This is a genomic window from Streptomyces alboniger (assembly GCF_008704395.1).
GTDB lineage: Bacteria > Actinomycetota > Actinomycetes > Streptomycetales > Streptomycetaceae > Streptomyces > Streptomyces alboniger.
On record NZ_CP023695.1, the window covers coordinates 3123689 to 3141323 of the forward strand.

Genomic DNA, 17635 nt, shown 5'->3' on the forward strand with positions numbered 1-17635 from the left:
CAGGCTTGACAGCCCGTACCTTCAGATACCCAACAGCGTGCCCGACCGAGTCCCGTCCGAAGATCATGCTTTCCACGCCCCGAAGAGCAGTACTTGCAGCCTCCGACCCGTGAACCAGGCCGAGTAGTCAACGTTCCACCCATGAGCAACCACCGTCGATCGTTTGCCGACGTAGTGGCCTCTGAACCAAGCAAGCTTGGCTTAGAAGTGCTCCTTAGAAAGGAGGTGATCCAGCCGCACCTTCCGGTACGGCTACCTTGTTACGACTTCGTCCCAATCGCCAGTCCCACCTTCGACAGCTCCCTCCCACAAGGGGTTGGGCCACCGGCTTCGGGTGTTACCGACTTTCGTGACGTGACGGGCGGTGTGTACAAGGCCCGGGAACGTATTCACCGCAGCAATGCTGATCTGCGATTACTAGCAACTCCGACTTCATGGGGTCGAGTTGCAGACCCCAATCCGAACTGAGACAGGCTTTTTGAGATTCGCTCCACCTCACGGTATCGCAGCTCATTGTACCTGCCATTGTAGCACGTGTGCAGCCCAAGACATAAGGGGCATGATGACTTGACGTCGTCCCCACCTTCCTCCGAGTTGACCCCGGCGGTCTTCTGTGAGTCCCCATCACCCCGAAGGGCATGCTGGCAACACAGAACAAGGGTTGCGCTCGTTGCGGGACTTAACCCAACATCTCACGACACGAGCTGACGACAGCCATGCACCACCTGTACACCGACCACAAGGGGGGCACCATCTCTGATGCTTTCCGGTGTATGTCAAGCCTTGGTAAGGTTCTTCGCGTTGCGTCGAATTAAGCCACATGCTCCGCTGCTTGTGCGGGCCCCCGTCAATTCCTTTGAGTTTTAGCCTTGCGGCCGTACTCCCCAGGCGGGGAACTTAATGCGTTAGCTGCGGCACCGACGACGTGGAATGTCGCCAACACCTAGTTCCCACCGTTTACGGCGTGGACTACCAGGGTATCTAATCCTGTTCGCTCCCCACGCTTTCGCTCCTCAGCGTCAGTAATGGCCCAGAGATCCGCCTTCGCCACCGGTGTTCCTCCTGATATCTGCGCATTTCACCGCTACACCAGGAATTCCGATCTCCCCTACCACACTCTAGCTAGCCCGTATCGAATGCAGACCCGGGGTTAAGCCCCGGGCTTTCACACCCGACGTGACAAGCCGCCTACGAGCTCTTTACGCCCAATAATTCCGGACAACGCTTGCGCCCTACGTATTACCGCGGCTGCTGGCACGTAGTTAGCCGGCGCTTCTTCTGCAGGTACCGTCACTTTCGCTTCTTCCCTGCTGAAAGAGGTTTACAACCCGAAGGCCGTCATCCCTCACGCGGCGTCGCTGCATCAGGCTTTCGCCCATTGTGCAATATTCCCCACTGCTGCCTCCCGTAGGAGTCTGGGCCGTGTCTCAGTCCCAGTGTGGCCGGTCGCCCTCTCAGGCCGGCTACCCGTCGTCGCCTTGGTGAGCCATTACCTCACCAACAAGCTGATAGGCCGCGGGCTCATCCTTCACCGCCGGAGCTTTTAACCTCCACCCAGGAGAGTGGAGGTGTTATCCGGTATTAGACCCCGTTTCCAGGGCTTGTCCCAGAGTGAAGGGCAGATTGCCCACGTGTTACTCACCCGTTCGCCACTAATCCACCCCGAAGGGCTTCATCGTTCGACTTGCATGTGTTAAGCACGCCGCCAGCGTTCGTCCTGAGCCAGGATCAAACTCTCCGTGAATGTTCTCCCGTAATCGGGATGACACCACGAGAGCGGAACGGTCGGGAGGAATAATCCCGTCCGTTCACAGCGTCCTCGCTGTGTTTCTTCAAAGGAACCGCGTCCCAGCTGATGCTGGAGACGGGGTTATCAACATATCTGGCGTTGACTTTTGGCACGCTGTTGAGTTCTCAAGGAACGGACGCTTCCTTTGTACTCACCCGCAGAACATTCTCTGGGGCTTCCCTCCGGGCGCTTCCCTTCGGTATTTCGTGTTTCCAACCTTACCAGATCCGTTTTCCGTTCCGTTTCCGGTTCGGATTTCATTTCCGGTGGCCGTTGGAGGGCCTTTGCCTTTCGGCTGATCCGACTTTATCAGAAGCTTTCGGCCGGACTTACCGGCTTCAGTTTCGATTAATCGGGGGGCGGCTTCTCTATTTGATGTGATTCGAGAAGCAAGCAGACTTTAACCGCCGCCGCTGGACTTGTCCAGTTCTAGGCAACTGTTCGAATCTACCTCCCCAGTCCTTCCGTGTCAACGGTTTTTCCGGGGCGAAGAGGAGACTAGCAGCTCTGGAGGGCCCTACGCACATCACGCTGCGGTGGGGGCGGAGGCGCTGCGGTCGGTCAGGTCCAGGTCGCCCGTTTCACCCGCACGGGCCGCCCTGCCGCCCAGGACGTAGACGTACGCGAGGAACGCCAGCTCGGCGGCGATTCCGATGGCGATGCGGGCCCAGGTCGGCAGGCCCGACGGGGTCACGAAGCCTTCGATGGCGCCCGACACGAACAGGACCAGGGCCAGGCCTATCGCCATGCCGAGGGCCGCGCGGCCCTCCTCCGCCAGGGCCGTGCGGCGGGTGCGTGGGCCCGGGTCGATGACGGTCCAGCCGAGGCGCAGGCCTGTGCCGGCGGCTACGAAGACTGCCGTCAGTTCCAGAAGGCCGTGCGGGAGGACCAGGCCGAGGAAGGTGTCGAGACGGCCCGCCGAGGACATCAGGCCGATGCCCACCCCGAGGTTGAGCATGTTCTGGAAGAGGATCCAGATGACCGGGAAGCAGAGGAAGGCTCCCAGGACGAGGCACATCGCGGCGGCTTGGGCGTTGTTCGTCCACACCTGGGCCGCGAAGGACGCCGCGGGGTGGCTGGAGTAGTACGACTCGTACTGACCGCCCGGCCGGGTGAGCTCGCGCAGTTCGCTGGGGGCTGCGATCGAGGACTGCACTTCGGGGTGGGTGGCGATCCACCAGCCGATGACTGCCGCGAGGGCCGTCGAGAGCAGTGCCGTGGGGACCCACCAGCGGCGGGAGCGGTAGACCGCTGCCGGGAAGCCGTGGGCGAGGAAACGCGTCACGTCTCTCCAGGAGGCGCGGCGTGTGCCTGTCACGGCGCTACGCGCGCGTGCCACGAGGTGCGTCAGGCGTCCGGTGAGCTGGGGGTCCGGTGCGCTGGACTGGATCAGGGAGAGGTGGGTGGCGGTGCGTTGGTAGAGGGTGACGAGTTCGTCGGCCTCGGCGCCGGTGAGGCGGCGTTGGCGGCGCAGCAGGGCTTCCAGTCGGTCCCACTCGGCTCGGTGGGCGGACACGAAGACGTCGAGGTCCATCGGGGAGCTGCTCCTCGTACTGCGGCGCGTGGCTGCTCAGCTTGGCAGACTGGCGAGTCCTACGGCAGGGCAGGGAAGGGCGGCGGGCGTGAGTGAGCTAGTGACGGGTGAGGCGGTGGCGCTGGAGTTGCGTCCCGCGAAGCTGCCGAGCCGGGCGCTGGCCCTGCTGATCGACATGGCCGTGGCGTGGGCGGTCTATATCGCGGTGACGGTCGGGATCGTCGCTTCGACCTCGTCGTTGGACGACGCCGCGGCCGCCGCGGTCGCGGTCGCCGGCTTCGTACTCATCCTGGTCGGTGGTCCGATCGCGGTGGAGACGCTCAGTCATGGGCGGTCGTTGGGGAAACTGGCGTGCGGGCTGCGGGTGGTGCGGGACGACGGGGGGCCTATTCGCTTCCGGCACGCGCTGGTGCGGGGGGCCGTCGGGGTCGTCGAGATTCTGATGACGTTCGGGGTGGTGGCGTGCGTCGCGTCGCTGGTGTCGGCGCGTGGGCGGCGGCTCGGGGATGTGTTCGCGGGCACGTTGGTCGTACGCGAGCGGGTGCCCACGGGGCGGACGGCGTTCGTGCCTCCGCCGCCGCCCTGGTTGATGGGGCGGTTCGCCGGGCTGGATCTGTCCGGTGTCCCTGAGGGGCTGTGGCTGGCGATTCGCCAGTACCTGACGCGGATGGGGCAGTTGGATCCGCAGGTGGGCTGGGCGATGGCGGAGCGGCTTGCCGGTGATCTGGCGGAGCGGACGGGGGCTCCTGCGCCGCAGGGTGTTCCGCCGGCCGCGTATCTGGCCGCTGTCGTGCATGAGCGGCAGGCGCGGGATGCGCGGAAGGCATTCGGCGGGGAGGCGGGCTCTGCCGTGCCTGGGTCGGGGTCCAGCGATCCCGCTGCCAGTGCCGGTGCCGTGCCGCGGCCCGTGCCGCCGTCGGGCGGGCGCGGAGGTGATGAGGCCGCGCCTCCTGGCACGGGGTTCGTGCCGCCTGCCTGAGCGGGCGCGGGCGTCAGGCGAAGGCCGACGGTGGGGTTTCGAGGTGCTCCAGCTCCATGCCGGGGGCCGCGAGGACGACGTCGCCGGTGATGTGGACCGCGTGCTGTTCGCCGGTGTCCAGGGCTGTGACCTGGTATTCGTCCACGGTCAGCGGGCCGTTGTCAGTGGCGTGTGCTTCTCTTTTCAGCAGGGCCCAGGACTGGTCGAGAGTGCGGGGGGCGAGGACCGGGTCCGTGAAGGCGACCAGGCGGATTCGGGTCGCGGGGGCAGCGGGGGTCAGGCGCAGCAGCCGGGCCGTCGCGATGAGGAAGGCGGGGGATGCGCCGGTGAAGGCGTGGGCGGGCGCGTTGTCTTCGGTGGCATGGGCTCCGGTGGGGTCGGTGCGGACCCAGGTCACGCCGTTGAGGGCGGCGGCGCGGACCTGCCAGTCCCCCGCGTGCAGTTCGAGGCGGATGGGGCGGCCGTGGTCGTCGACCGCGAGGTCGACGGAGCCTGCGGGGGTGCCGGAGGGGGAGGCGCGTTGGGAGACGTAGCGCCAGCCGGAGGGGCCGGGTGCGCAGTGGAAGTGTTCTTCGCCGAGGGGGGTGCGATCGTGCGGATCATGGAGCGAATATCGGCCGCGGGGCATGGGCTTGGGTCCTCGGGTCAGTACCTGCGGTGAGCGGTGGGGTCGGTCCGGACCGGCCCCACCGCTCCCAAAGGGGCAGGCCCCCGCCGCGGGGGCGAGGGCCTGCTGAGGTGGGGCTGACCGGTGGCCGGCCGGCTGTCAGTAGCGGTAGTGGTCGGGCTTGAACGGGCCCTCTACCTCGACACCGATGTACGCGGCCTGCTCGGGGCGGAGCGTCGTGAGCTTCACGCCGAGCGCGTCGAGGTGGAGACGGGCGACCTTCTCGTCCAGGTGCTTGGGGAGCACGTAGACGTCGGTCGGGTACTCGTCCTGCTTGGTGAACAGCTCGATCTGGGCCAGGGTCTGGTCCGCGAACGAGTTGGACATCACGAAGGACGGGTGGCCGGTGGCGTTGCCCAGGTTGAGCAGGCGGCCCTCGGACAGCACGATCAGGACCTTGCCGTCGGGGAACGTCCAGGTGTGGACCTGCGGCTTGACCTCGTCCTTGACGATGCCGGGGATGGCGGCCAGACCGGCCATGTCGATCTCGTTGTCGAAGTGGCCGATGTTGCCCACGATCGCCTGGTGCTTCATCTTGGCCATGTCCGAGGCCATGATGATGTCCTTGTTGCCCGTGGTCGTGACGAAGATGTCGGCCTTGTCGATGACCTCGTCGAGCGTCGTGACCTGGTAGCCGTCCATGGCCGCCTGGAGCGCGCAGATCGGGTCGATCTCGGTGACGATGACGCGGGCGCCCTGGCCGCGCAGGGACTCCGCGCAGCCCTTGCCCACGTCGCCGTAGCCGCAGACGACGGCGGTCTTGCCGCCGATGAGGACGTCCGTGGCGCGGTTGATGCCGTCGATCAGCGAGTGGCGGCAGCCGTACTTGTTGTCGAACTTCGACTTGGTCACGGCGTCGTTCACGTTGATCGCCGGGAAGAGCAGCGTGCCGTCACGGTGCATCTCGTACAGGCGGTGGACGCCGGTCGTGGTCTCCTCGGTCACGCCGCGGATCTCCGAGGCCAGCTGGGTCCACTTCTGCGAGCCCTCGGTGATGGTGCGGTTGAGGAGCTCGAGGATGACGCGGTGCTCGTCGTTCTCGGCGGTGTCGACGGCCGGGACCTTGCCGTCCTTCTCGTACTCGACGCCCTTGTGCACCAAAAGCGTGGCGTCGCCGCCGTCGTCCAGGATCATGTTCGGGCCGCCGGTGGGGGTGTTCGGCCAGGTCAGCGCCTGCTCCGTGCACCACCAGTACTCCTCCAGGGTCTCGCCCTTCCAGGCGAAGACCGGGACGCCCTGGGGGTTGTCCGGGGTGCCGTTCGGGCCGACGGCGATGGCCGCGGCGGCGTGGTCCTGGGTGGAGAAGATGTTGCAGGAGGCCCAGCGGACCTCGGCGCCGAGGGCGACCAGGGTCTCGATGAGCACGGCGGTCTGCACGGTCATGTGCAGGGAGCCGGTGACGCGGGCGCCGGCGAGCGGCTGGGCCGCGGCGTACTCCTTGCGGATCGCCATCAGGCCGGGCATCTCGTGCTCGGCGAGGGTGATCTCCTTGCGGCCGAAGGCGGCGAGGGAGAGGTCGGCGACCTTGAAGTCCTGGCCGTTGGTGGCAGTCGTCATGAGTGAGCTGCTCCTCGTGGGGTTGGTCGAGGGTGGGCATGGCTGACCTGCGGCGTCGGGTACAAGGGTGCACCCACGCGCGCAGCGCAGTCCGTCGGAGGCCCTCTCTCCCTCGGCCGGTCCACGCCTCTGTCCGCGCGCGGGCCGCCCGACCGCCATCAGCAGCGACGTCTGGCTCAGTCATCCAAGCTACACCGGTCGGCCCAGCGAACCCCAGCCCGCCTCCGGCCACCGGCAGGCCACGGGGAGGCGATGGGGAGGCGATGGGGGAGGTGACGGGGATGCGATGGAGTCCGGCGGACAGGGCAGCAGACCCGGACGACAGGGGACCTTCGCTCTTTTGATCCTGTGCCGACTGCTCTTTTGATCCTGTGCCGACGTGTTGCAGGATGCCTTGGGATCGGGAACATTTGCGCGATCTCGGTTGGCAAAGGCGTGAGGAGATCCAGGTGACCAGTCCGGCCGGCCCGACCACGGGCGGCGACAGCAGCGGGCGGAAGAGGGTGAAGCTGCTCGCGGTGACCGCGTGCCCGACCGGCATCGCCCACACGTACATGGCGGCGGAGAAGCTCTCGCAGGCGGCGGAACGTCTCGGGGTCGACATGAAGGTGGAGACGCAAGGTTCCATCGGGGCCGAGAACGTCCTCACTGACAACGATGTCAAAGACGCCGACGGCATCATCATCGCGGCGGACAAGGACGTGGACCGCAGCCGTTTCGCGGGCAAGCGCGTGCTGTCCGTCGGGGTGTCCGAGGGCATCAGTCGTCCGGAGCAGCTGATCGAGCGGGTGCGGAGCGCGCCGGTGCACGGCGGTGGCGGGGGTGGTGGCTCCGTCGAGGCCCCTGCCGTGGGCGGTGGGGGCGGCCGGGAGCGGAGCGTCGCGTACAAGGCGCTGATGAACGGCGTCTCGTACATGATTCCGTTCGTGGTGGTCGGCGGGCTGCTGATCGCGATCTCGCTGGCGCTCGGCGGTGATGCCACGTCGAAGGGCTATGTCATCCCGGAAGGGACCTTCTGGGCGCATGTCAACGCCATCGGGGTCATCGGCTTCACGCTGATGGTGCCGGTCCTGTCGGGGTACATCGCGTACGCCATCGGGGACCGGCCCGCGCTGGTGCCGGGCATGATCGGCGGGTGGATCGCCAACACCGGTGAGCTGTACGACTCCAAGGCGGGGGCGGGCTTCATCGGGGCCATCGTGACCGGGTTCCTGGCCGGTTATCTGGTGGTGTGGATCAAGAAGGTCGAGGTCCCGAAGTTCGTCCGGCCGATCATGCCGATCATCGTGATCCCGATCCTCGCGACGACGGCGCTCGGACTGTTCTTCATCTACGTCATCGGCAAGCCGATCTCGTGGGTCTTCGAGCATCTGACGGACTGGCTCAGCGGTATGACCGGGACCAGCGCGATCCTGCTCGGCGCGATTCTCGGGCTCATGATCGCGTTCGACATGGGCGGTCCGGTCAACAAGACCGCGTTCCTCTTCGGTACGGGGCTCATCGCGACCGGCAACCAGACCGTGATGGGCATGTGCGCCGCGGCCATCCCCGTGATGCCGCTCGGGCAGGGGCTCGCCACGCTGATCCGGCGCAGGCTCTACTCGGAGCAGGAGCGCGAGACAGGCATGGCCGCGCTGTTCATGGGGTTGTTCGGGATCTCGGAGGGAGCGATTCCGTTCGCTGCCGCGCGGCCCGCGCAGGTCATCCCCGCCAATATGCTCGGCGGCGCGGTCGCCGGTGCCGTCGCCGGTATGGCGAGCGTCAAGGACGCGGTGCCGCACGGCGGGCCGATCGTGGCGGTGCTGGGCGCCGTCGGCGGCGTGCCGATGTTCTTCGTGGCCGTCGCCATCGGCACGGTCGTCACCGCGCTCGCCACGGTCACGCTGGTCGACCTCAGCGAGCGCAAGGGGCGGGGGGCCTTGCCCGTCGGCGACCGGGTCGGCAGGCCCGAGCCGGCGCTCGCGGGGGCAGGGGTGGCCTCGGGTGGCGCGACGGTCGCGGGCGGGGCGCTGCGGAAGGGGCCGTCGGCTCGGCCTGCGGCTCCGGCTTCGGATTCCGCTTCCGCTTCGGCTTCGGCTTCGGCTTCGGCTTCGGCCGACGCCCCCGAAGTCCTCTCCGGTTATCTCACCGAGCGGACCGTGAAGGTCCAACTGGACGCCCGCGACAAGGACACGGCGATCCGGGAGATGGCCGCGCTCCTCGCTACCACGGGCAGGGTCAACGACCTGGAGGAGCTGGTGCGGACCGCGCTGAGGCGCGAGGAGCAGGGCACCACCGGGCTCGGCGAGGAGATCGCCATCCCGCACGCGAAGACCGATGCCGTGGACGCGCCGGTCGTGGGGTTCGCCCGGTCCGCCGAGGGCGTCGAGTGGGGTTCGCTCGACGGGACGAAGGCCAAGTTGATCTTCATGATCTCCGTACCGGAGGCGGCCGCCGGGGACGAGCACCTGCGGATTCTCGCGCTGCTCTCGCGGAAGCTGATGGACACGGACTTCCGGGAGCGGCTGATGGCGGCGCCGGATGACGCCGCGGTCCTCGACGTGTTGCGCGAGGTGCGGTAGCCGGCGATCCGCTTCCGTCGTACGTCGACGGGCCCCGCACCAGCGTCGATGGGGCCCCGCACCAGCAAGGTGCGGGGCCCCATCGACGTACGTACGCGGCTACGGGAGCAAGGTCAGTGGCCGCCGGGCGACTTGCCCGGGTTGGTGCCCTCGGCTGCCGCCGCCTCACTGAAGATGTCCGGTTCGAGGTAGATCACGCGGGCGATCGGGACGGCGGCGCGGATGCGGTCCTCGGCGGCGTTGATCGCGGCGGCGATCTCGGTGGCCGTGTCGTCGTGCTGGACGGCGACCTTGGCGGCGACGAGGAGTTCCTCGGGGCCGAGGTGGAGCGTGCGCATGTGGATGACCTTGGTGACGGTGTCGCCGTCGACCAGGGCCTTCTCGATCTTCGTGACCTCTTCGGTGCCCGCGGCCTCGCCCAGCAGGAGGGACTTGGTCTCCGCGGCGAGGATGATCGCGATCGCGATGAGCAGTACGCCGATGCAGAGCGTGCCGATGCCGTCCCAGACGCCGTCACCGGTGGCCAGGGCGATGCTGACGCCGCCGAGGGCGAGGACCAGGCCGACCAGCGCGCCGAGGTCCTCCAGGAGGACGACCGGCAGCTCGGGGGCCTTCGCGCGGCGGACGAACTGCGTCCAGGAGAGGTTGCCGCGCAGGAGGTTGGACTCCTTGATGGCGGTGCGGAAGGAGAAGCTCTCCGCGATGATCGCGAACACCAGGACCCCGACGGGCCAGTACCAGTGCTCGATCTCGTGCGGGTCCTTGATCTTCTCGTAGCCCTCGTAGATCGCGAACATGCCGCCGACCGAGAAGAGGACGATCGAGACGAGGAAGGCGTAGATGTAGCGCTCGCGGCCGTAGCCGAAGGGGTGCTGCGGGGTCGCCTCGCGCTGGGCCTTCTTGCCTCCGACGAGCAGCAGCCCCTGGTTGCCGGAGTCGGCCAGCGAGTGGACGCTCTCGGCGAGCATCGATGAGGAGCCGCTGAAGATGAACGCGACGAACTTCGCCACCGCGATCGCGAGGTTCGCGGCGAGTGCCGCGACAATCGCCTTTGTTCCGCCTGACGCGCTCATAAGTGCCCGGGGTCCCTTCGCCTTCGAATGTGCTCGGCCATCGCCGGCGGGCTGTGCTTTGCCCGCCCTTTGCGGTGGGTCATTGTTGCAGCACGGGAGGGTGCCGCCGTGTCAGGCCACCACAGTGGCCCGGAAAACCGTGCCCACTCCGGACACTTCGACTCCTTCTCCCGCGGGGACGAATGCGGACTGGCCGGGCGTCAGGGGCAGTTCGCCCGCGCGGACCGAGCCCGCGGTGCAGAGCAGGATCTGCGGGGTGGTGGCGGTGAGGTCGTGCGGGGCCGCGCCCTCGGGCAGTACGAAGCGGGAGAGGCGGAACTCGTCGATCGGGGTTTCGTAGACCTCTTCACCCGTGGGCGCCGCCTCGGGGCGCAGGACGCCGGGGTCGGTCGCCTCGAAGCGGACCACGCGCAGGAGTTCGGGTACGTCGACGTGTTTGGGGGTCAGGCCGCAGCGCAGGACGTTGTCGGAGTTGGCCATGATCTCGACGCCGAGGCCGTCGAGGTAGGCGTGCGGGACGCCCGCGCCGAGGAACAGGGCCTCGCCGGGCTGGAGCCGTACGTGGTTGAGGAGCATCGCCGCGATGACGCCCGGGTCGCCGGGGTAGTGGTGGGCGATGCCCGCGTACGGGGCGTAGACGCCGCCGAGGCGCTGGGCGGCGGCTGTGAACTCGGTGACCGTCTCGGCCATCTGTTCGGGGTCGGCGCTCAGTACGGCCGTCAGGACCTCGCGCAGGGCGGCGTCCTCGGGGTGGGCGCGCAGCAGGTCGACGTACGGCTTGAGGGAGTCGACGCCGAGGGCGTCCAGGAGGTCGGCGGTCTCACCGGGGGCGCGGAAACCGCACAGGCCGTCGAACGGCGTGAGGGCGCAGATCAGTTCGGGCTTGTGGTTGGCGTCCTTGTAGTTGCGGTTCGGGGCGTCGACGGGGACGCCGCGGCGCTCCTCGTCCGCGTACCCCTCCTTGGCCTGCGCGAGGTCGGGGTGCACCTGGAGGGAGAGCGGCGCGCCCGCGGCGAGGATCTTGAGGAGGAAGGGCAGGCGCGGGCCGAACCTGTCGACCGCCGCCGGGCCCAGCTCGCGCTCCGGGTCCGCCTCGATGACCTCGTTCAGCGCGCCGCGGTCGGTGCGCGAGGGCGCGCCCGGGTGGGCGCCCATCCACATCTCGGCCTGCGGATCGCCGCTCGGCTCGACGCCCAGGAGTTCCGCGATGGCGGTGGTGGAGCCCCAGGCGTAGGGGCGGACGGTGTTGGTGAGGCGGTCCACGGAGGGGCTCTCCCTTACTGCGTACGCGAATGCTGAACTGCCGCCGGTTCGGCCGGCGGGGCTGTGACCTGCGGGGTCATGATCGGTCCCCCGAGGCGAGCGCCAGGTAAACGGCGGCGAAATCCGTGACGGCGATCAGCTCCGCGAGCGCTTCCAGTTCGTCGTCCGCCTCCGGTTCCAGCTCGCTCAGCGCGACGTCGTGGCCGTGCGCCAGTTCGCGGGCGGCGGGCGCAGCGGTGAGCCCTCCGGCGTCGACCGGGCGGTCGCGGAGCAGCACGACGCGCGCGCGGAGGGCGGCCGGGTCGTCGACGCGGTCGCGGAAGAAGTCGTCGGTGCCGTCGGTGTCCACGCCGCCCGCGGGGTTGCCCGCGAGGAGCGCGCCGTGGGCGGGCAGGGCCTCGGGAAGCTCGGAGGCGAGAGCGGCGTGCCCGGCCAGCTCGGCGAGGGTGGCGGCGAAGCGGCGGCCCGCGGCGCCCGCGGCACGGCCCTCGGTCCAGATCAGCGGGAACGCGTCGGCCAGCTCGGCGGCGAGCGTCTTGGCGGGGTTGCTGTAGGTGGCGATGGCCGGTCCGCAGCGTTCCGCCACGCGGTCGAGGCGGTCGGCGACCTTCTGGAGGGCGTCGACCGGGGCGGCGATCAGGCCGGTGCGGTCCAGGAGCACGAGGAGCGGGACGAGGAGGGCCCACAGGGTGCCGGGGGCGCCGGGCGCGGCCTCGTCCTCCACACGGCGCGCCTCGTACGAGCCGGAGTCGCGGTCGGCTTCGTCGTGCACGCCTTCGTACGCGCCGTAGGGCGAGGTGGCCAGGGGGACGGTGAGGCCGTGGCTGCCCTCCACGCTCTCGGCCAGGGGGGTGCGCGCGGGGGCGACGGCGACGACCGTGCAGCCGCGGCGGTACGCCTGTTCGGCGAGGAGCGTCAGGCCCGGTTCCGAGCCGTCCGGGGTGGCGATGAGCAGCAGGTCGACGGGGCCGACCCAGCCGGGGAGCGCCCAGCGCAGGGCGCCCGCGGCGGGGGCGACGCCGGTCGGCGCCAGCCGGACGACGGGGCAGCCGGCTCCCGCGAGCCCGTCGAGGAGGTCCGCCACGCAGACCGCGGCGGTGCCGGGGCCCGCGATCAGGATGGCGCGGGGGCGGCCGTCGGGCTTGAGGTCCGTCAGCCCGGCCTCCGTGGCGTGCCGGACCGCGGTGCGGACGCGGGCGCCCGCTTCGGCCGCGCCGCGCAGCAGGCCGCGTCGGTCGGCGCGGGCCAGCGCCTCGGGGGCGTCGAGCAGCGACTCGTCGAGCATGGGGGTGAGGCCTCCGATTCGCCGTGCGCGGCTTGGCGCGCGCTGCTGGGTCGTGCCGGGGCGGGTGCCCCTGCGCGGGGTGTGCCTGCGGGGTGTCCCTGCTCGGGGTGCGCCACGCGGGGTGCCCCTGCGCGGGGGTGCTCCACCGTTACGCGGGGCGGCGGGCCTCGTCGACCAGGAGTACGGGGATGCCGTCGCGGACCGGGTAGGCCAGGCCGCACTTCTTGGCGTCCGCCGTGCAGAGCAGCTCGGTGTCCGTCTCCTTGAGGGGGGCGTGGCAGGCCGGGCAGGCGAGGATCTCCAGGAGGCCGGCTTCGAGCGCCATGGGGTGGGTCCCTTCGAGCTGATGTGGTGAGGTTTTCCGAGCCAATGGGGTGCGGCTCGCGCGGTGCCGCGGTGGCGGTGTCCGGTGCTGCCACATCGCGGGCCGCGGCCTGGTCAGCCTACCTCCGCGCGGGGTGGGGCGCGGGGGGTGCGGGGAGGCCGGCGCCCCGCACCCCGGGCGGGCGGCGTCAGCCGCGGATGATGGCCAGGGCCTCGTCGCGGACCTTGGTCATCGTGGCCTCGTCCCGCGCCTCGACGTTCAGCCGCAGCAGGGGTTCGGTGTTGGAGGCGCGGACGTTGAACCACCAGTCGGCGGCGGTCACCGTCAGGCCGTCCAGCTCGTCCAGGGTGACCCCGTCCTGTGCCGCGTACGCCGTCTTGATCGCGGCCAGCCGGGCGGTCTGGTCGTCGACCGTGGAGTTGATCTCTCCGGAGCCGGCGTAACGGTCGTACTGGGCGACGAGTCCGGACAGCGGCCCGTCCTGCTCGCCGAGGGCGGCCAGGACGTGGAGGGCGGCGAGCATGCCCGTGTCCGCGTTCCAGAAGTCCTTGAAGTAGTAGTGCGCGGAGTGCTCGCCGCCGAAGATCGCGCCGGTCCTCGCCATCTCCGCCTTGATGAAGGAGTGGCCCACGCGCGTGCGCACGGGCGTGCCGCCGTTCTCCTTGACGACCTCCGGGACCGACCAGGAGGTGATCAGGTTGTGGATGACCGTGCCGCTGCCGCCGTGCTTGGCCAGTTCGCGGGAGGCGACCAGGGCGGTGATGGCCGAGGGGGAGACCGGGTCGCCGTTCTCGTCGACCACGAAGCAGCGGTCCGCGTCGCCGTCGAAGGCGATGCCCAGGTCGGCGCCCTCGGCGCGCACGCGCTCCTGGAGGTCCACGATGTTCGCCGGGTCCAGGGGGTTCGCCTCGTGGTTGGGGAAGGTGCCGTCCAGCTCGAAGTACATCGGCACCAGCTCCAGGGGCAGGCCCTCGAAGACGGTGGGGACGGTGTGCCCGCCCATGCCGTTGCCCGCGTCCACCACGACCTTCAGGGGGCGGCTGGAAGTCAGGTCGACCAGGCCGCGCAGGTGCGCGGCGTAGTCGGTGAGGGTGTCGCGCCGGGTCAGCGCGCCCGCGCTCGCCGCGTCCTCGGGGGCGCCGTCGGCCAGCCAGCCCTCCACCAGGGCGCGGATCTCCGCGAGGCCGGTGTCCTGGCCCACCGGGGCGGCGCCCGCACGGCACATCTTGATGCCGTTGTACTGGGCGGGGTTGTGCGAGGCGGTGAACATCGCGCCCGGCAGGTCGAGCGCGCCCGAGGCGTAGTACAGCTGGTCCGTCGAGCAGAGCCCGATCTCCGTCACGTCCACGCCGCGCGCCGCCGCCCCGCGCGCGAAGGCCCGCGACAGGCCCGGCGACGAGGGGCGCATGTCATGCCCCACCACGATCGCGTCCGCCGCCGTGACCTGGGCGAAAGCCGCTCCGAACAGCTCGGCCAGCGACTCGTCCCACTGATCCGGGACCACCCCGCGAACGTCGTACGCCTTCACGATCTGGGACAGATCAGCAGTCACGGCCAACCCTCTCTGCAAGCTCTGCGCGTTACGTCGGTACGTCGGTCACCCCACGTCGGTCACCCCACGTCGGTCGTCCCAAACTACCCGCAACGACCGACAAGAAGCCGTCCGCGGCGGCACACGGTGACCGGTCGCCCGTCACGGCAGCATCCAGCCGAGGACGACCGTGCTCTGCCCCACCACGATCAGGCACATCACGAGGAGCAGTCCGAGGCTCCACGGCAGCACCTTGCGCAGCAGATCGCCCTCCTTGCCCGCGAGCCCGACGGCGGCGCACGCGATCGTCAGATTCTGCGGGGAGATCATCTTGCCGAGGACCCCGCCGGAGCTGTTGGCGGCGGCGAGCAGTTCCGGTGAGAGTCCGGACTGCTGAGCGGCCGTCACCTGGAGCGCGCCGAACAGGGCGTTGGCGGAGGTGTCGGAGCCGGACACCGCGACGCCGAACCAGCCGAGCACCGGCGACAGGAAGGCGAGGCCCGCTCCCGCGCCCGCCACGTAGTGCCCGATCGTGGCGGCCTGCCCGGAGAGGTTCATGACGTACGCGAGCGCCAGTACGGACGTCACGGTGAGAATCGCGAAGCGCAACTCGTGGACGGTGGCGGCCCATTCCCGCACCGCCACGCGCGCGTGCACCCCGAGGACCATGGCCGTGAGCACGCCGGCGAGCAGCACGAGCGTGCCGCCCGTCGACACGAGCGGCAGCGAGAAGACGTTGCCGCCGACCGGGTCCCCCGAAGGGTCGGCGACAGCGAGGAAGGGCCATTCGAAGGTGCGGGTGGCCTTCGCGAGAGTGTCCTTGACGGCCGGTATCTGCGCGAGGGAGAAGACGGCGACGATCAGGGCGTAGGGGGCGTAGGCGCGCAGCACCTCGGGGCGCGGGTCGTCCTGGTCGAGGTCGTCGCTGCGTACGCCGGTCAGGACCGCGGCGCGTACGGGCTCGGCGGCCGGTCTGCGCGCGTGCGGCACCGCCAGGAGGGCGCCCGCGCCCGCGAGGGCCGCCCCGATGTCGGCGAGCTGCGCGGAGACGTAGTTGGAGGCCGCGAACTGGGCCGCGGCGAAGGCGAACCCGCATGCGACCGCGGGCACCCAGGTCTCGCGCAGCCCGCGCCGTCCGTCCACGAGGCCCACCAGGAGCAGCGGTACGACGAGGGCGAGCAGCGGGGTCTGGCGGCCGACGACCGTGGCGACGGTGTCCAGGGGGAGGCCGGTGACCTGAGCGAGCGTCACCACGGGTGTGCCCATGGCTCCGAAGGCGACGGGCGCGGTGTTGGCGACGAGGGCGACGACCGCGGCGCGCACCGGGTCGAAGCCGAGGGCGACGAGCATGACCGAGCAGATCGCGACGGGCGCCCCGAATCCGGCGAGCGCCTCCAGGAGCGCCCCGAAACAGAAGGCGACGACGAGCGCCTGGACGCGGGGGTCGTCGGAGAGCCGCCCGAAGGAGCGGCGCAGGATGTCGAAGTGCCGGGTGCGGACCGTCATGCGGTACACCCACAGGGCGTTGACGACGATCCACAGGATGGGGAAGAGCCCGAAGAGGGCCCCTTGCGCGGCGCTGGACGCGGTCTGGCCGAGTGGCATGCCGTACGCCAGCCAGGCGACGAGGACGGCGACCGCGAGGCCGATGAGCCCCGCCCTGTGCGCCTTCATGCGGACGGCGCCGAGGAGGACGAGGACGGTCAGAAGGGGCAGGGTCGCGGCGAGCGCGGAGAGGCCGAGCGAGTCGGCCACGGGCTCCAGTTGCTGCACGTACACGGAACGCCTCCCGGGCTGTGGGGTGGCGAAATCGTCGTGGCCTCGACGATCGGGCGTCAACGTGCGGAGCGGCGAAGATCCGGTGAAGGGGGCTCAGAAGTCCTGTGGAAGCTCAGCGGCCCAGTGGCCGCGGCCCGTTCAGGAGTCGGGAGAGCGCAGCACCCGGAGGTGGCCGCGGCGTGCGACCTCCATCGGGTCCGCCCTGCGGGCACCGCCGCCCGCCTCGGCCGCGCGCTCCTGCGGGCGGGCCGCCTCGCGCACGGCGTTGGCGAGCGCTTCGAGGTCGTCGCCCGAGGGGCGGGCCGGACCGGAGGCGTCGGCGAGCCGGACGACCTCCCAGCCGCGGGGCGCGGTCAGGCGCTCGGAGTGCTCGGCGCACAGGTCGTAGCAGTGGGGTTCGGCGTAGGTGGCGAGGGGGCCGAGAACCGCGGTCGAGTCGGCGTAGACGTACGTCAGCGTCGCGACGGCGGGACGGCCGCAAGCGGTGCGCGAACAGCGACGTACAGGGCTCACGACGTTGGACGGTACCGCACTCTTGAGCGGGCCGCGACGACTCCCCATGAGGTCACTCCCCCGTGTCGTGCCGTGCTCCCCGAGCGAGTGGGGCGCGGGGGTGCGGTGTTGACCTGCGCAGACCCTGGTGACTGGAGGGGCGGGTGGTGTTGAATTCGGTCACCACATGGCGTGAATCACGTCATTTGGCGTCAGCTCGGCGGTCCGGGAGAGATACGAAATCGAGTCCAAGCCCGGCTGGATCGGTCAGGAAGCGACATGCCGCGCACCGCACGGAAAGGGCGATCTCGGGGACTACGCTTCATCAGTGATGGACGACCCCGTACAGCCCCGCTCCGCAGACCCGAGGCCCCGCCGCCGCGACCGCCACGGCCGGGGCATGCGCGGCCCCGTGGCGCCGCCCCAGGTACCGCTCTCCGCGAGCCGCGCGGAGGCGTTCACGGACCTCGTGCAGGACTCCGTGGAGCGTCTTGAGCGCCGCTGGCCGCAGCTCGCGGAGGTCGACTTCCTGGTGCTCGAGGTGCCGCCCCTGGGTGGTCCCGACGGGGAGTGGCAGGACGAGGCGGTGCCGCTCGGCGGCTCCCTCCCGGCGTCCGAGGAGCGGCCCGCCCGAATCGTCGTCTACCGCCGGCCGGTGGAGATCCGCACCAAGGGGCGTGACGAGCGGGCCGCGCTGGTGCACGAGGTGGTCGTCGAGCAGGTCGCCGACCTGCTCGGCCTCTCCCCGGACTCGGTCGACCCGCGCTACGGCGACGAGGACTGACAGAGCCGACGGCGGC

13 protein-coding genes and 1 rRNA gene are annotated in these 17635 nt (G+C 69.9%); 3 read left to right on the forward strand and 11 right to left on the reverse strand.

The features are described from left to right. Positions 1-218: 218 nt before the first annotated feature. Together CP975_RS13695 and CP975_RS13705 are read right to left on the reverse strand one after the other, a co-directional pair. A 16S ribosomal RNA gene (locus tag CP975_RS13695) occupies positions 219-1744 on the reverse strand. A 571-nt stretch (positions 1745-2315) separates the two neighbouring features. Then, positions 2316-3323, reverse strand: a complete 1008-nt coding sequence (locus tag CP975_RS13705; protein WP_150476924.1) for a stage II sporulation protein M — start codon at positions 3321-3323, stop codon at positions 2316-2318. 88 nt (positions 3324-3411) lie between these two features. Here CP975_RS13705 and CP975_RS13710 point away from each other — a divergent pair, with 88 nt between their 5' ends. Then, positions 3412-4302, forward strand: a complete 891-nt coding sequence (locus CP975_RS13710) for an RDD family protein (RefSeq protein WP_150476925.1) — start codon at positions 3412-3414, stop codon at positions 4300-4302. A gap of 13 nt (positions 4303-4315) precedes the next feature. Here the strand turns inward: CP975_RS13710 and CP975_RS13715 are convergent, their stop codons facing one another. After that, positions 4316-4930 carry a hypothetical protein gene (locus tag CP975_RS13715; RefSeq protein WP_055532023.1) on the reverse strand — a complete coding sequence of 205 codons (615 nt, stop codon included), beginning with the start codon at positions 4928-4930 and terminating at the stop codon, positions 4316-4318. 138 nt (positions 4931-5068) lie between these two features. Then, positions 5069-6526 (reverse strand): adenosylhomocysteinase, encoded by a 1458-nt coding sequence (gene ahcY, locus CP975_RS13720; RefSeq protein WP_055532025.1) that lies wholly within the window; start codon positions 6524-6526, stop codon positions 5069-5071. A gap of 449 nt (positions 6527-6975) precedes the next feature. Here ahcY and CP975_RS13725 point away from each other — a divergent pair, with 449 nt between their 5' ends. After that, positions 6976-9087, forward strand: a complete 2112-nt coding sequence (locus tag CP975_RS13725) for a fructose-specific PTS transporter subunit EIIC (RefSeq protein ID WP_055532027.1) — start codon at positions 6976-6978, stop codon at positions 9085-9087. Positions 9088-9200: 113 nt separating this feature from the next. On the opposite strand, the gene CP975_RS13730 is transcribed toward CP975_RS13725, so the two are convergent. The 7 genes from CP975_RS13730 to CP975_RS13760 form a co-directional block, all read right to left on the reverse strand. Continuing rightward, positions 9201-10160 carry a cation diffusion facilitator family transporter gene (locus CP975_RS13730; RefSeq protein WP_055532029.1) on the reverse strand — a complete coding sequence of 320 codons (960 nt, stop codon included), beginning with the start codon at positions 10158-10160 and terminating at the stop codon, positions 9201-9203. 111 nt (positions 10161-10271) lie between these two features. Beyond that, positions 10272-11423 (reverse strand): mannose-6-phosphate isomerase, class I, encoded by a 1152-nt coding sequence (manA, locus tag CP975_RS13735; RefSeq protein WP_055532031.1) that lies wholly within the window; start codon positions 11421-11423, stop codon positions 10272-10274. A 76-nt stretch (positions 11424-11499) separates the two neighbouring features. Then, a complete protein-coding gene (locus tag CP975_RS13740) occupies positions 11500-12708 on the reverse strand; it encodes an SIS domain-containing protein (RefSeq protein WP_055532033.1) in 1209 nt (402 codons plus the stop codon). 148 nt (positions 12709-12856) lie between these two features. Next, complete coding sequence (locus tag CP975_RS13745) at positions 12857-13033, reverse strand: Trm112 family protein (RefSeq protein ID WP_150476927.1); 177 nt, start codon at positions 13031-13033, stop codon at positions 12857-12859. Between the two features lie 187 nt (positions 13034-13220). Further along, entirely contained in the window at positions 13221-14585 is a 1365-nt protein-coding gene (locus CP975_RS13750; RefSeq protein WP_150476928.1) for a phosphomannomutase/phosphoglucomutase, read from the reverse strand. A 141-nt stretch (positions 14586-14726) separates the two neighbouring features. Beyond that, positions 14727-16343, reverse strand: a complete 1617-nt coding sequence (locus CP975_RS13755) for an L-lactate permease (protein ID WP_055528719.1) — start codon at positions 16341-16343, stop codon at positions 14727-14729. Positions 16344-16481: 138 nt separating this feature from the next. Next, positions 16482-16904 carry a DUF3499 domain-containing protein gene (locus tag CP975_RS13760; protein ID WP_055528720.1) on the reverse strand — a complete coding sequence of 141 codons (423 nt, stop codon included), beginning with the start codon at positions 16902-16904 and terminating at the stop codon, positions 16482-16484. A 262-nt stretch (positions 16905-17166) separates the two neighbouring features. Between CP975_RS13760 and CP975_RS13765 the strand changes: the two genes are divergently transcribed. Next, complete coding sequence (locus CP975_RS13765) at positions 17167-17619, forward strand: metallopeptidase family protein (RefSeq protein WP_055528721.1); 453 nt, start codon at positions 17167-17169, stop codon at positions 17617-17619. Positions 17620-17635: the final 16 nt, after the last annotated feature.